The sequence below is a fragment of the Bradyrhizobium aeschynomenes genome (genome assembly GCF_013178945.1).
In the GTDB taxonomy this organism is placed as follows: domain Bacteria; phylum Pseudomonadota; class Alphaproteobacteria; order Rhizobiales; family Xanthobacteraceae; genus Bradyrhizobium; species Bradyrhizobium aeschynomenes.
Window position 1 is genome coordinate 340183 of record NZ_JABFDM010000006.1, and the last position, 13817, is coordinate 353999.

Below are 13817 nucleotides of genomic sequence, written 5' to 3' on the forward strand. Positions count from 1 at the left end.
TCGCGAACACGGCGGCGATGGTCGTGAGATCAATGACGATGATGGTAGCGGTGCTCCTGGCTCAGTCCGCCGAAGCCGTAGGCATCCGCCTTGACCTCGTCGACATGCAGATAGGTCTCATGATGCAGCGGGCCGATCAGTTCGGCCATGCGCGCGAACACCGCGTCAAGATAGGCGGCCTTTTCGTCCTTGGTGTTTGTACCTTCCGTCACGTGGACGTCGATCCAGTAGCTGGCGAGCTCCTGCTCCGCGAGCGAGGCACCGCCGGCGAACCAGTCCGCCGGATCGGCTTCGGAGACAATGACTGCCGTGACTTTGGGATCCTTGTGCAGGATGCCTGCCGTCAGTGCGGTAATGGCGGCTGCGATGTCCTTCTTCAGCGACGGCGCGTGACGCTGGCTGGCATAGACGATGTTGATCAGAGGCATGAGAAAGCTCCTTCCAATGAGGCGGCGACGCCGCCGCACGCCAAAGAAACTAGCGTCGCCCCCGTCATTTCGATATGCTATCGCTATTGATATCAATGATAAGCATATCTAATGCAAACCACGCTCGACATCGCCGCCGTCCGCGCCTTCCTCCTGGTCTCCGACCTGGAGAGCTTCACGCGAACGGCCGAAGCGCTGGGGACCACGCAGGCCGCGATCAGCCTGAAGCTGCAACGGTTGGAAGCCGCGTTGGGAAAACGCCTGCTGGAGCGGTCGCCGCGAGCGGTGCGGCTGAGCGCGGACGGTGCGGCCTTCATCGACAACGCCCGCGCGCTGGTGGCCGCGCACGATCTCGCGCTGACGGCAGCGCCGAAGATCCGCCCGCGTCTGTCGCTCGGCATCAGCGATCATGCCGCCGGCCCAGAGCTGGTGCCGATGCTGCAGAAATTTCAGGCCATGACGTTGGAGCTGACACTGTCCGTCGGCATCGGGCTCTCGCGCGACCTGCTCGATCGTTATGATGCAGGCTCGCTCGATGCGGTCATCGTGCGGCAGGAGGCGTCCCGCCGCGGCGGCGAGACCTTGGCCGACGACGATTTCGGTTGGTTCGCCAGCCCGCGGTTTCGCGCGCCCGCAGGCGGTCCGTTACCGCTCGCGGTGCTGGCCGCGCCCTGCGGCGTGCGTGCCATTGCGATCCGCGCCCTCGACAAGGCCAGACTGCCCTATGCAGAGGCATTCGTCGGCGGCGGCGTTGCAGCCGTCACCGCCGCAGCGCAGGCCGGCCTCGCGATCGCGCCATTGGCGCGCCGAATCGCGCCGGCCAGTCTCGTCGAGATCGGATCCGCGCTTGGCCTGCCGAAGCTCGCGCGCTCGAAGGTCGTCCTCCACGCCAATGTCGGTGACTCCGCCAAACGAACCGCGTTGCGTGCATTGGCCGCGGCATTCCGAAGTGCGTCGGCCTCGAAGTAATTGACGTCGACCGGCGGTGATGTAGCATGTGTTAATGATCGGAGCTCAGGAGCAGCGGCTTGAACCGTCTCTTGACCGCAGCTGACATCGTCAGCGCTTCCCCCAAGCCGGGCCCGGCAACGACGGGCACACTCGGCCTTGCATCGGGCGGCGTCGAGCCACTGCACCGTCACGCGCTGCTTCGAACCTCCAATGCCGACGTTTTGCGCGACCTCGCGGGCCGCCGGCTCGGCGCTGAGCGCGTCGACTTTCGAAATGCCGAGCGCTTCGAGGCCGTCGTCAATCTGATCGAGCTCGAGACGATCGGCCTCGCCTACGGTACCACGACCTGCGACATGGTTTCCGACCATCGGCCGGCCGATTTCATCAGGGTCCAGATGGCGCTCAAAGGCCGCGCGGTCAGCTGCGTCGGGGGTGAGGCGACCGACGTCAACGAGCATCAATTCGCGGTGGCGGCAGCAGGTGTCCCCTGGCAGATGGCCTGTCAGGGCGGTCATCAACGGCTCACCTTGCGGCTCGATCCACAGGCGCTGCGGCGGCGGCTGACGGCGCTGGTCGGCGTGCAGCCGCGCGCCGATTTTGCCATCGACCCAGCCATTCCGGCTGCCGAGCCGCAGGCCCGCAGCCTGCTGCGGCTGCTCGACTTCCTGGCGACCCAACTCAACACGCAGGACTCCGCCTTCCCGGCCGCGGTCTATCGCGAGCTGGAGGATGCGGTCCACGTCGCCTTCCTCTGCGCCAGCCGCCATCGCTTCCACGACATGCTCGTCGACCCCGCTCCGCTGCCCGAGTTCGGGCTCGTGAAGCGGCTCGAGGATTACATCGAGGCTCATTGGCGCGAGCCGATCACGATCGAGCGCCTCGCGCGCGAGGCCGGCGTCAGCGCCCGCTCGATCTTCCGCCTGTTCGAGCGCGTCCGCGGCTATTCGCCGATCGCCTTTGCAAAGTCGGTCCGCCTGCGCCGCGCCCATGAGATGCTGCGCTCGGGCGATCCGGCGGTGACGGTGGCGACGGCGGCTGCCGCCTGCAACTTCGCCAATGCCGGTCACTTCGCGCGCTACTACCGCGCCACGTTCGGCGAGTTGCCGTCGACGACGATCGCGCGCGCCGCGCGGTCGTGATCTGGCATCCCCTGCTTCTCACAGGATGGCCTCGAGCGCACTGCGCAGGTTCTGGTGGCGAAAGACGAAGCCGCTCGACAGCGCCTTGTTGGGCACCACGCGCTGACCGCCGAGCAGCAGCTCCTCGGCGAAGTCGCCGCCGATCCGGCGCAGCAGGCCGGCCGGAACGCGCAAAAGCGCCGGGCGCCGCAGGCAGCGCGCCAGCTCGGCCGTGAACGTGACGTTCCGCACCGGCAGCGGTGCGGTCGCGTTGACGGGGCCCGCGATGGCGTCGGTCGCAATCACATGCGCGATCAGCCTGATCAGGTCGTCCCGCTCGATCCAGGACATCCATTGCCGGCCGGAGCCGAGCGGGCCGCCGAGGCCGAACTCGAACGGCGTCAGCATGCGCGACAGGAAGCCGCCGTCGCGGCCGACGACGAGACCGATGCGCAGCAGCGCGACACGCACGCCATGCGACTCGGCGCGACAGGCCGCCTGCTCCCAGGCCTCGCACAGGTCGTGGCTGAAGCAGTCGTGCGACTTGGCCGTTTCCGTCAGCGGCTGGTCCTGCCACAGGCCGTACCAGCCGATCGCCGAGCCGTTGACCAGCACCTTCGGCCTGTGGTCGAGCCGCGCGATCAGGGCAACGACGGCATCGGTGGTCGTCAGCCGCGACTGCAGGATCGCCGCGCGCTTCGCGGTGGTCCAGACGGCGTTGCCGATCGGCTCGCCGGCGAGATTGACGATGGCGTCGATGCGGGTGTCGGAGGCAAGCTGGTCCAGACGGGTGACCAGGGTCAGCGGCGACGGCAGAGCAGCCGCCCTGCCCGGATCGCGCACCAGGGCGATCACGTGATGGCCGGCCGCCGTCAGACTCGCCACCAGCCGCGCGCCGATGAAGCCAGTGGCGCCGGTGACGAGAATGGTCTGCGCCGGCGGCAGCGCCGCGACCAGCACGCCTGCATCAGGCAGCGACATCCGCGCAAGCCGCCGCGCCGCGGTGAAATCGCGCAAACCGCACAGAGCCGCGCCGATTGCGGCCGCGGCGGCAATCCAGCTCAGCAGGCCTGCAAAGGCCGGCACGATCGCCGAAGGCCGCATCGCCCAGCCGATGAGGAGCGGCACCAGCAGCATCAGGATGGCGCCGTAGTTGATGGCGAGCAGCGTGTGGTTGATGCGCTCGCTCGGCGGCAGCTTGCGCGTCAGGTCCTCCTCGACGAAATCGGTCAGGGTGATCGCAATCTCGGCGACCAGCACCGCGAGCACGAACAGCGCAAAAATTCCGTGCACTTCGCACCAGCCGAGCGTGGCGAACAGCAGCGCATAGAGCAGATTGCGCGCCCCGTGCAGCCTGAGCTCGCTCCGCTGCGACGGCCGCCACGCCAGGCGCTCGGTGAACTCGTGATGATAGAAGGTGTCGAACACGCCCATCACGACCTGAACGGCAATCAGGGACCACAGCAGCGGCGTCATGGCGCGGACTCCCGGAATGTTGCGCTCTGGCGGATGAGCCGGCCAAAGCGCGGATGGACGATCTCGAGCGCGAAGCGAAAGGCGCCGCCGCCGAGATCGGAATGGGTGACGGTGAGATTGCCGGGCGTGAGCCAGGACGGCAGCGGCCAGCGCCGGCCGGCAAAGGCGAAGGTGTAGCCGGCGCTGTGGAAGACGAGCGCGCCATCCGCCACACAGACACGCAGGCTCATGCTCAGGCCCCAGCCGAGATATTCCTCGAGCCCGGTGGGGCCGGCGAAGCGCTTGGCCGAATGGATCACCTGCGGAAAGCCGTGCGGACGACCGCAGATGCGGGTCCAGATCTGCCCGCCGCTCGCGGCATCCTCCGTCACGGCGACGATCATCGGCACGCCGAGACTTGCGCTCGTCGGCAGCGGCCCGCCGATCAGCCGCGCGGCTTGCGCGAACCAGAAGCCGGCACGGCTGAGCTCGGCCCGGTCGATCTCGCCGACATAGACCACCGTCGCGCCGTCGAGGAGACGCTTGGAGAAGCGGCGCCAGATCGACACCGGCAGTCGCCCCCAATCCTCGGGCGACAGCAGCGCGCGAAACCGGTGGTCGTCATGGAGCCTTATCGTGGACGGAGCTGAAGCTCCGAGATGCCGCAGGCTGATCATGACGCACCCTCCACTCGATCTAATCGCTGCCGGACCGGGATCGTCCTAACGGCAGCAGGTTTGCGACCTTCTCGCCGAGCTTGATCAGCGCCACCAGGCGCGGCCTCGGCACCCTCAGCATCTGCGCGTACCAGCGGTCGACCAGCTCGGTGAACGCCAGCATGTCCTTCAGCCGCTTGGCTGCGACGGCGCTGATCGTGGGATCGCCGGTCGCCTCCGCCACGCAGGCGCGCAGCGCCGCGATGGCAGGGTCGATCTCGCGCTGCTTGCGGCCGGCGGCGATGCGCTGCGCGACCTCCCAGATGTCGGTCTCGGCCTCGAAATGATCGCGGCGGTCGCCGAGGATCGGCACGCGCCTGATGAGATCCCAGGCCAGCAGCTCCTTCAGCGAGTTCGACACGTTGGAGCGCGCCATGCCGAGCGTGTCGGCGATGTCCTCCGCTGTCATCGGCTTCTCCGAGAGATACAGCAGGCCGTGGATCTGGCTCACCGAGCGGTTCACGCCCCACTGGTCGCCCATGTCGCCCCAGTTGAGGATGAAGCGTTCGACCGCGGGCGGAAGTTTCTTTTTACCTGTTATTTCTGTCATGACAGAAATATCTGACTGGCGAGAGTGAATGTCAAGAGCCATCCGGGGTGAACCGGGCAGGCGATCGGCAAGACGCAAGAAGAGGGCGCAAAGCCGCCGCAACGCGCTGACCGCCTGATCGCCCCCTGCCCTTCTGGAACAGGAGCAAGCCATGACGGCGTCCGACAAGGCCTTCACCGGATCGATTGCGCAGATCTACGATCGATTGCTGGTTCCGCTGATCTTCGCGTCCTATGCACAGGACCTCGCGCAGCGCATCGGCGCTCGGCAGCCACGAGATGTCCTGGAGACGGCTGCCGGAACGGGCATCGTCACGAGGGCGCTGCATGCGAAGCTGCCGCCCGACGTTCCCATCACGGCGACCGATCTCAACGAGCCGATGCTGATGCAGGCGAGAACGCATCTCGCCGGCGCCGCTCGTGTCCGATGGCAGCAGGCCGATGCGTTGGCGCTGCCCTTTGCCGATCGGAGCTTCGATGTGATCGTGTGCCAGTTCGGCGCGATGTTCTTTCCCGACCGCGTCAAAGGTTATGCCGAAGCGCGCCGCGCCCTGCGACCGGGGGGCCGTTTCGTCTTCAACGTCTGGGACCGGATCGAGGACAACGCCTTTCCCCACGTGGTCCATGAGACGCTGCAGCAGCTGTTTCCCGATGATCCGCCGCAGTTCTTCACGCGTACGCCGCACGGCTACTACGACACCGAGCGGATCAAGGCCGATCTGACCGCGGCCGGCTTCGCCGACATCGTGATCGAGACGGTCACCCATCGCAGCCGCGCGGCCTCGGCGCATGAGCCGGCGATGGCATTCTGCCAGGGCACGCCGATGCGCGGCGAGATCGAGGCGCGCGGGACGCCGGGACTCGAGGCCGCGACACAGGCGGTCGCGGAGGCGCTCGAACGACGGTTCGGAGCCGGTCCGATCGAGGGGGCGATTCAGGCGCTGGTGATTTCGGCCGCCTGAGCGGCGCGTTCCGTGCGAACGGCTAAGAGGTCGGCAGCACCGAGAACGACTCGCCGGACCGGCGCAGCTTAATCTGATCGGCCGTCCCTGCCGCGTCGATCACATCATCAACTCGCGCCGCCGGAGGTCCCTTGCGACAGGCTGAGACCATCGCCGCGACATCATCGGCAGGACCGGCGAATACCGCCTCGACACTGCCGTCGGCCCGGTTGCGGACCCAGCCTTCGAGGCCGTTCAGGATGGCCTGATCCTCGACCCAGGCGCGATAGCCGACGCCCTGGACGCGGCCGCGCACCGTGACGTGAACGATCGCGCGATTGCTCATGATCCGAGCCCCAGAAAATCGCGCAGACGCGTCTTGACGTCGGCGTCGCGCATGACACGCGCAGTCAACTCGGCGGACGGCAGCCCCTTCAGCTGCTCCGGCGAGGCACCCTCGCGCAGCGCCTTCAGCGTCTCGTAGACCGCCTGTGTCGCCGCAGCGATCGGAGCATGGCCCTGCAGCGCGACGCGAACGCGGCGTGCGGCGAGATAGCCGAGGTCGGACATCTCCTTCGGCGCGCCGCCGAGCACGATCGGCAACGTGGTCGCTGCGGCGATCGCATCGAGCTGAGCGCGCGCGGTGATGCCGGTGAAGAACAGTCCGTCGACGCCGCATGCCTCGTAGGCCTTGGCCCGCGCAATCGCGTCATCGAGCGAGGTGATGGCGACGGCGCCGGTCCGCCCCAGGACGACCAGCGAGGGATCGCTGCGGCCGAGAAGCGCAGCCTTGATCTTGCCGACTCCTTCATCCAGCGAGATCAGCTGCGGCTTGGCCGCACCGAACGCCTGCGGCAGCAGCGTATCCTCGATGGTGACACCGGCGGCCCCCGCGGCTTCCAGCTCCTGCACGGTGCGCCGCACGTTCATCGCATTGCCATAGCCGTGATCGGCATCGACCAGCACCGGCAGCGCCGCGGCGCGCGACATCCGCCGCATCTGCTCGGCGAGTTCGGTGAGCGTAATCAGCGCAATGTCGGGATCGCCGAGCACGGCAAGCGACGCGGCCGAGCCGCCGAACATGCCGAGCTCGAAGCCGAGATCCTCGGCGATGCGGATCGAGATCGCGTCGTGGACCGAGCCGGGATGGATGCAGCGGTCGCCGGCAAGGATGGAGCGTAACGCTTCTCGACGTGCACGGAAGGTCATCCCAGGCTCCTCTCTCGTCATTGCAAGGAGCCAACCGGTCTGCGCAAAGCACGACCGGTGACGGGCTCCGCGACGAAGCAATCCAGAGTCATCCGCCGAGCCCTGGATTGCGTCGCTGCGCTCGCAAGGACGACGGTTAGACTTACGCGAACTCCAGGATCAGCGCGTCGACGGCCAGCGTCGCTCCCGCCGAGGCGTGGACCTTCTTCACGGTGCCGTCCTGCTCGGCGCGCAGCACGTTCTGCATCTTCATGGCCTCGACCACGGCCAAGGTCTCGCCGGCCTTGACCTCCTGCCCTTCGGTCACGGCGATCGAGACCACGAGGCCGGGCATCGGGCACAGCAGCTTCTTGCCGCTATCGCCGGCGGTGACGACCGGCATCAGCCGCGCCGCCGCCGCCTCGGCTTCGGTGTAGACATAGACGGGAGCTTCGACACCCTGATGCGCAAGCCGCATGCCATTCGGGATCGGGCGCGTCTGCACGGCGATCTCAGCGCCGTCGATGGTGCCGTGCCACACCGCGTCACCCGGCTTCCAATCGGACACGAGCTGATGCGCCGGACCGACCTTGCCGTCGGCGGCGACGAAGCGGACCGTGATCGCGCCATGATCCCTGGTGATGTCGAGCAGGATCTCGTCGCGGCCGAGCCACACCGCGCGGCGGCCCTGGCGCTTCACCGGACGGCCGATCATCTGCTGCGAGATCTGCCGCTTGCGCTCGCCGAGCACGTGATCGATCGCAGCCCCCACCGCCGCCAGCCGTCGCGCGATCTCGCCTTCCGGCGCACGTGCGGCAAAGCCCTTGGGAAACTCCTCGGCGATGAAGCCGGTCGACAGCCGCCCTTCGCGCCAGCGCGGATGGTTCATCAGCGCCGACAGGAACGGGATGTTGTGGCGGATGCCATCGACGTAGAACGCATCGAGCGCGGTCGACTGCGCCTCGATCGCCGCGGCGCGCGACGGCGCGTGGGTGACGAGCTTGGCGATCATCGGATCGTAGTAGATCGAGATCTCGCCGCCCTCCTGCACGCCGGTGTCGTTGCGCACGGTGATGCCATCCGCCTTGCTCTCCGCCGGCGGGCGATACTTCACCAGGCGGCCGATGGACGGCAGGAAGCTGCGGAACGGGTCCTCGGCATAGACGCGCGATTCTACCGCCCAGCCGGTCAGGCTGACATCCTTCTGCGCCAGCGCGAGCTTCTCGCCGGCAGCGACGCGGATCATCTGTTCGACGAGGTCGATTCCGGTGACGAGTTCGGTCACGGGATGCTCGACCTGGAGGCGCGTGTTCATCTCCAGGAAGTAGAAGCTCTTGTCCTGGCCGGCGACGAACTCGACGGTGCCCGCGGAATCGTAGTTCACGGCCTTGGCGAGCGCGACCGCCTGCTCGCCCATCTTGCGCCGTGTCTCCTCGTCGAGCAGCGGCGACGGCGCCTCCTCGATGACCTTCTGGTTACGGCGCTGGATCGAGCATTCGCGCTCGCCGAGATAGATCACGTTGCCATGCTTGTCGCCGAGCACCTGGATCTCGATGTGGCGCGGATCGACGATGAACTTCTCGACGAAGACCCGGTCGTCGCCGAACGAGGCCTTCGCCTCGGCCTTGGCGAGATTGAAGCCTTCCGCCACCTCCGCGGTCGAGTGCGCAATGCGCATGCCCTTGCCGCCGCCGCCGGCGGAAGCCTTGATCATGACAGGATAACCGATCTCGTCGGCAATGCGCACGGCGTGCTTGTCGTCCTCGATGACGCCAAGGAAGCCGGGCACGGTCGAGACCTTGGCCTTGGCCGCAGCCTTCTTCGATTCGATCTTGTCGCCCATCGCGGCGATGGCACCGGGATTGGGGCCGATGAAGACGATGCCGGCCTCGGCCAGCGCGCGCGGGAATGCCTCGCGCTCGGACAGGAAGCCATAGCCGGGATGCACCGCCTCGGCGCCGGTCTTCTTGCAGGCCTCGACGATGCGGTCGATGAGGAGATAGCTCTCGGCGGCGGCCGGCGGCCCGATCAGCACGGCATCGTCGGCCATCTCGACATGCAGCGCGTCACGATCGGCTTCCGAATAGACCGCAACGGTCCTGATTCCCATGCGGCGGGCGGTCTTGATGACCCGGCAGGCGATCTCGCCGCGGTTCGCGATCAGAATGGTCTTGAACATGTTTTTTCTTGATACCTTTGGGCGGGCTCCCCGCTCACGGCACAGGCGCGACCACCGCGAGCTCCGCGGTTCGTCTATAGCAAAATCGCCCGCGCGCAACCCGCCTGTCGGTGCGATCCCTGCGCATCTCGCAGGCATGCCAGAGACCAGCTCTCCCGTCACCCGGAATAGCTGTGGAAACGTCCTCGCGCATAGGCGTGGGAGACCGCCTTCATCAGCTCGGTGACCTCGGTCTCGAGATAATCATTTGCAACAATCAGCGCGCGAATGGTCGCCCTGAGGTCACCACCGCAGGCTGCGATCGCCTGATCCACGGCTTCATCGAGTGCGCCATCGGCGGGCTCCCCGGCTTTGGCATGCAATTCAGACGGCATGGCGTGATGGCGATCCTCGCTCAAGTCGCCCCATGTTCACATTATGTTCTCTCGAGTCAAGGCTGATCACGCCGCCCCGACCTCCTCCTGGTCCTGCTGCGGCTCAATCTCCGGCGCCAGTGCTGCCTGCTTGTCCGGCCCCCCCTCGCGCACCAGCTCGTGAATGAAAGCGAGCTTGGCGATGACCGGAGGCGTCAGGATGAAGGGATAGAGGTCGCGCGCGCCCATCGCCCGGGCGACGCTGTTCATGGCGAAGGTGAAGGGCAGCCAGGCATGGACGATCGTGTCGAAATCCTCGGCGACATAGGGATCGAACGTAACACGCGCGGTCAGCCCGCCGATCTGATCGGCCGGCGGATCGATCTCGATGCCGAATTCGGAGGCCATCTCCAGCGTGTCGACGATGTGCAGATAATGCGCCCAGGTCTCGGCGAAGTCCTCCCACGGATGGGTGGTCGCATAGGCCGAGACGTAGTTGTCCTGCCAGTCCGGCGGCGCGCCCGCATCGTAGTGACGCTTGAGCGCCTCGCCATAATCCAGGCTGTCGTCGCCGAACACGGCGCGGCAGTCGTCGAGCCTGCCGGCGTCGCGGACCAGCACGTCCCAGAAATAGTGCCCGACCTCGTGGCGGAAATGACCGAGCAGCGTCCGGTACGGCTCGTCCATCTCCAGCCGGCGCCGCTCGCGCTCGAACTCGTCGGCCTCGGCCAGCGCGATGGTGATCAGCCCGTTGTCGTGGCCGGTCAGAACCTTTTGCTGGCCGGCGGGATCATCGGCCAGGAAGTTGAAGATCAGCCCGTGCTGAGGATCCTCTGTCCGGGTTTTGACCGGCAGCTGCCAGCGGATCAGGGAATAGAACAGCCGGTGCTTGGCCACCTCCAGCTCGCGCCAGCCGGCCAGCTGCACCGCATCCGACAGATTGGGAATGGTGCCGTTGTGACGGCAGGCGCGACAAAACCCGGCGGTCTCACCGGCCTCCAGCAGCCAGTTGCAGGCGTCGTGCTCGGCATTGGCGCAGAAGAATCGCCCCTCGCCCCCATCCGCCAGCGTCCGAAAGCCCTCACCGACCGGCTCGATCGCCGACAGGGTCTGCCGCTCCGGCATGAACGCGAGCTGGTGGCCGCAGCGGCCGCAGCTGCGATTCTCGAAATGCAGGATGTTCTTGCAGGCCTGGCAGACGAAGAGCTTCACGGGGAGGACCTACGCGTTGCATTGTTCAGCGCCTGACGACGCGCGACAGTAACAGTCCGTTCCGGGGATGCGGAACTTTTTATCTGCCCCGGCGTTCCCGTCATGCAGGCGTTTGCCTGCCTCAATCGCTGGCCAGTTTGCTTTTCGTGACCCTAATGTCGCCACGCTTCCGAACAGCCGCAGTGGAATCCTGCGGCGACCGTTCGTCCACCCAGTGCAGGTCAGCATGAGCAGCGCGGATGCGCCCAGACACGACGCGCTTCCCGAGGCCACCGGCGCAATCGAGCTGCGGCAGCACATCGAGGAGATCGCACGCGACCGCGACCAGGCCTATCGGGCCCTGCAGGAGCGCGAGGCGGAGCTGGCGCGGATCCAGCGCATCGCGCGGGTCGGCGGCGTCGAGGTCGATCTGCGTGAAGGCTTTCGCAACCGCCGCTCGCCCGAATATCTGATCATTCACGGCCTGCCGCCCGAGGCGGCCAACGAGACGCACGAAGATTGGGTCAAGCGGGTCCACCCTGACGATCGCGTCAAGGCCGAGCAGGACTTCATCGCTGCGGTCAAGAGCAAGCAGGAGGACTACACCACCGAATACCGCATCATCCGTCCCAGCGATGGCGAGATCCGCTGGATCCGCGTCATTGCGCGCATCGAGCGCGACTGGAACGGCCGCGCGATCCGCCTGGTGGGAGCGCATATCGACGTCACCGACCAGATGCTCGCGCAGGCCAAGCTGCGCGAAAGCGAGCAGCGCTTCCGGCTGATTGCCGACAGCGCGCCGGTGCCGATCTGGGTAACGAAGCTCGATCGCACCCGCTCCTTCGTCAATCGCGCCTATGTCGATTTCCTCGGCGTGTCCGCCGAGGAGGCCCTCGCCTTCGACTGGCGCAAGGCGCTGCATCCCGAGGACCTGCCGCGCATCCTCGCGCAGCAGCAATCGGGCGAGTGCTCGCTGAAGCCGTTCTTCCTCGAAGCGCGCTATCGCCGTGCCGATGGACAATGGCGCTGGCTGCGTTCGGAATCGCAACCGCGCTGGGATGCGAACGGCAAGCACATCGGCTTCATCGGCGTCGCCCACGACGTGACGGCCGCCAAGCAGGCTGAGATCGAGCTCCGCCGCCTCAACGAGACCCTGGAGGAGCGCATCCGGGAGCGCACCGCCCAGCTCGCGGCCAACGAGGCGCGCATGCGCGCGATCTTCGACACCAGCAATCAGTACCAGGGCATTCTGGACATCGAGGGCCGCGTCACCCATGCGAACCGCATCGCGCTCGCCGGCATGCGCGCCGGCGACGTCGACGTGATCGGCGTCAGGCTGTGGGAGGCGCCGTGGTTCACCCAGACCCCAGGTGTGACGGAGATGGTGCGCAAGGCGTTTGCGCGCGTACTCGAGGGGGACAGCTTCAGCACCGAGGTGCGGCTGGATTTCGCCAGCGGCGAGCGGCATTTCGAGCTGTCGATGCGGCCTCTGCTCGACCAGCACGATGCGATCATGGGCGCCGTGGCCGAGGCCGTCGACATCACCGAGCGCATCCAGGGCGAGGAGCTGCTGCGCCAGTCGCAGAAGATGGAGGCTGTCGGCCAGCTCACCGGCGGCGTGGCGCACGACTTCAACAATCTGCTGACGATCATTCGCTCGGCGACGGATTTCCTGCGCCGCCGCGATCTGCCGGAGGAGCGGCGCAGGCGCTATGTCGACGCCATCTCCGAGACGGTCGAGCGCGCCTCGAAGCTGACGGCGCAACTGCTGGCGTTCGCGCGGCGGCAGCCATTGACCCCGCAGGTGTTCAATGTCGGCGAGCAGGTCGACAGCGTGGTGCAGCTGATCCGCCCGCTCGTCGGCAGCCGCATCCAGATCCAGCTTGCCGTCCCCGACAGCAGCCTGTTCACCCTGGCCGACGTCGCGCAATTCCAGACCGCCCTGATCAACCTCGCGGTGAACGCGCGCGACGCCATGAACGGCGAAGGACGGCTGACGATCAGCGTGCAGAGCACCGAGGCCATCCCCGCGTTGCGCGGCCAGAGCGCGCGACCCGGCGCCTTCATCGCCATTTCGGTCGCCGACACCGGAGGCGGCATCGCGCCTCAGCATCTCAACGCGATCTTCGAACCGTTCTTCACCACGAAGGAAGTGGGCAAAGGCACCGGCCTCGGCCTCAGCCAGGCGTTCGGCTTCGCCAAGCAGTCGGAAGGCGACATCGCCGTGGATAGCAGGCTGGGCCATGGCGCGAGCTTCACGATCTATCTGCCGCAGGCATCGGCGCCGCAGACCGGCCCGGATGCGAGCTTGGCCCGCATCGAGCCGGCCACCATCGGTCGCGGCTACCGCGTGCTGGTGGTCGAGGACAATGACGAGGTCGGGCAGTTCTCGACCGAGCTGCTCGAGGACCTCGGCTATGTCACGCGCCGCGTCGCCAATGGCCAGGACGCCCTGGCGATCCTGGCCGACAACGAGTTCGCCGTCGATCTCGTCTTCTCCGACGTGATCATGCCCGGCATCAACGGCCTCGAGCTCGCCGGCATCATCCGCGAACGCTACCCCGGCCTGCCGGTCGTACTCACCTCCGGCTACAGCCACGTTCTGGCGGAGAATGCCCATCATGGCTTCGAGCTGATCAAGAAGCCCTATTCGGTGGAGTCGCTGTCGCGCATCCTGCGCAAGGCGATGGCGGAGAAGGCACCGCTGCCGCGCTGACCCCGCATGCGGCCGCGGGAACCAACATTGCC

The 13817-nt window shown here is 66.9% G+C and carries 13 protein-coding genes; 4 read left to right on the forward strand and 9 right to left on the reverse strand.

All coding sequences use genetic code 11. From position 1 onward, the window contains the following. Nucleotides 1-29: 29 nt before the first annotated feature. The gene (locus tag HL666_RS19705; protein ID WP_172183073.1) at nucleotides 30-428 is read right to left on the reverse strand and encodes a tautomerase family protein; all 399 of its coding nucleotides are present in this window, start codon (nucleotides 426-428) and stop codon (nucleotides 30-32) included. A 111-nt stretch (nucleotides 429-539) separates the two neighbouring features. On the opposite strand from HL666_RS19705, the gene HL666_RS19710 reads away from it, so the two are divergent. Further along, complete coding sequence (locus HL666_RS19710; RefSeq protein ID WP_172183075.1) at nucleotides 540-1397, forward strand: LysR family transcriptional regulator; 858 nt, start codon at nucleotides 540-542, stop codon at nucleotides 1395-1397. A gap of 59 nt (nucleotides 1398-1456) precedes the next feature. Next, on the forward strand, nucleotides 1457-2518 hold the full coding sequence (locus HL666_RS19715; protein WP_172133206.1) for an AraC-like ligand-binding domain-containing protein: 1062 nt from the start codon (nucleotides 1457-1459) through the stop codon (nucleotides 2516-2518). Between the two features lie 18 nt (nucleotides 2519-2536). On the opposite strand, the gene HL666_RS19720 is transcribed toward HL666_RS19715, so the two are convergent. The 3 genes from HL666_RS19720 to HL666_RS19730 are packed head-to-tail and all read right to left on the reverse strand — an operon-like array spanning nucleotide 2537 to nucleotide 5218. Further along, the gene (locus tag HL666_RS19720; RefSeq protein ID WP_172183077.1) at nucleotides 2537-3973 is read right to left on the reverse strand and encodes a TIGR01777 family oxidoreductase; all 1437 of its coding nucleotides are present in this window, start codon (nucleotides 3971-3973) and stop codon (nucleotides 2537-2539) included. After that, nucleotides 3970-4629: a DUF4166 domain-containing protein gene (locus HL666_RS19725; RefSeq protein WP_172183079.1), complete on the reverse strand. Its 660-nt coding sequence runs from the start codon at nucleotides 4627-4629 to the stop codon at nucleotides 3970-3972. Before HL666_RS19725 ends, HL666_RS19720 begins: the two co-directional genes overlap by 4 nt. A 19-nt stretch (nucleotides 4630-4648) precedes the next feature. Then, nucleotides 4649-5218, reverse strand: a complete 570-nt coding sequence (locus HL666_RS19730) for a GbsR/MarR family transcriptional regulator (protein ID WP_172108477.1) — start codon at nucleotides 5216-5218, stop codon at nucleotides 4649-4651. Nucleotides 5219-5369: 151 nt separating this feature from the next. On the opposite strand from HL666_RS19730, the gene HL666_RS19735 reads away from it, so the two are divergent. Continuing rightward, entirely contained in the window at nucleotides 5370-6179 is an 810-nt protein-coding gene (locus HL666_RS19735; protein ID WP_172183081.1) for a class I SAM-dependent methyltransferase, read from the forward strand. A 22-nt stretch (nucleotides 6180-6201) separates the two neighbouring features. Here the strand turns inward: HL666_RS19735 and HL666_RS19740 are convergent, their stop codons facing one another. The 5 genes from HL666_RS19740 to HL666_RS19760 all read right to left on the reverse strand — a co-directional run bounded on the left by HL666_RS19740 (nucleotide 6202) and on the right by HL666_RS19760 (nucleotide 11090). Beyond that, a complete protein-coding gene (locus tag HL666_RS19740) occupies nucleotides 6202-6504 on the reverse strand; it encodes an acylphosphatase (protein WP_172183083.1) in 303 nt (100 codons plus the stop codon). Continuing rightward, nucleotides 6501-7367 (reverse strand): isocitrate lyase/PEP mutase family protein, encoded by an 867-nt coding sequence (locus HL666_RS19745; protein WP_172183085.1) that lies wholly within the window; start codon nucleotides 7365-7367, stop codon nucleotides 6501-6503. The genes HL666_RS19740 and HL666_RS19745 overlap by 4 nt, the downstream gene beginning before the upstream one ends. 142 nt (nucleotides 7368-7509) lie before the next feature. Next, entirely contained in the window at nucleotides 7510-9525 is a 2016-nt protein-coding gene (locus HL666_RS19750; RefSeq protein WP_172183087.1) for an acetyl-CoA carboxylase biotin carboxylase subunit, read from the reverse strand. 158 nt (nucleotides 9526-9683) lie between these two features. After that, nucleotides 9684-9899: a hypothetical protein gene (locus HL666_RS19755; protein WP_172108467.1), complete on the reverse strand. Its 216-nt coding sequence runs from the start codon at nucleotides 9897-9899 to the stop codon at nucleotides 9684-9686. A 66-nt stretch (nucleotides 9900-9965) separates the two neighbouring features. Beyond that, nucleotides 9966-11090 (reverse strand): zinc-binding metallopeptidase family protein, encoded by a 1125-nt coding sequence (locus HL666_RS19760; RefSeq protein ID WP_172183089.1) that lies wholly within the window; start codon nucleotides 11088-11090, stop codon nucleotides 9966-9968. Between the two features lie 226 nt (nucleotides 11091-11316). On the opposite strand from HL666_RS19760, the gene HL666_RS19765 reads away from it, so the two are divergent. Further along, nucleotides 11317-13785 carry a PAS domain-containing protein gene (locus tag HL666_RS19765; RefSeq protein ID WP_172183091.1) on the forward strand — a complete coding sequence of 823 codons (2469 nt, stop codon included), beginning with the start codon at nucleotides 11317-11319 and terminating at the stop codon, nucleotides 13783-13785. Nucleotides 13786-13817: the final 32 nt, after the last annotated feature.

Coding starts and splice junctions, on each gene's coding strand:
- HL666_RS19705 (WP_172183073.1), bottom strand. CDS start 428: ATGCCTCTGATCAACATCGTCTATGCCAGCCAGCGTCACGCGCCGTCG.
- HL666_RS19710 (WP_172183075.1), top strand. CDS start 540: ATGCAAACCACGCTCGACATCGCCGCCGTCCGCGCCTTCCTCCTGGTC.
- HL666_RS19720 (WP_172183077.1), bottom strand. CDS start 3,973: ATGACGCCGCTGCTGTGGTCCCTGATTGCCGTTCAGGTCGTGATGGGC.
- HL666_RS19725 (WP_172183079.1), bottom strand. CDS start 4,629: ATGATCAGCCTGCGGCATCTCGGAGCTTCAGCTCCGTCCACGATAAGG.
- HL666_RS19730 (WP_172108477.1), bottom strand. CDS start 5,218: ATGACAGAAATAACAGGTAAAAAGAAACTTCCGCCCGCGGTCGAACGC.
- HL666_RS19735 (WP_172183081.1), top strand. CDS start 5,370: ATGACGGCGTCCGACAAGGCCTTCACCGGATCGATTGCGCAGATCTAC.
- HL666_RS19740 (WP_172183083.1), bottom strand. CDS start 6,504: ATGAGCAATCGCGCGATCGTTCACGTCACGGTGCGCGGCCGCGTCCAG.
- HL666_RS19745 (WP_172183085.1), bottom strand. CDS start 7,367: ATGACCTTCCGTGCACGTCGAGAAGCGTTACGCTCCATCCTTGCCGGC.
- HL666_RS19750 (WP_172183087.1), bottom strand. CDS start 9,525: ATGTTCAAGACCATTCTGATCGCGAACCGCGGCGAGATCGCCTGCCGG.
- HL666_RS19755 (WP_172108467.1), bottom strand. CDS start 9,899: ATGCCGTCTGAATTGCATGCCAAAGCCGGGGAGCCCGCCGATGGCGCA.
- HL666_RS19765 (WP_172183091.1), top strand. CDS start 11,317: ATGAGCAGCGCGGATGCGCCCAGACACGACGCGCTTCCCGAGGCCACC.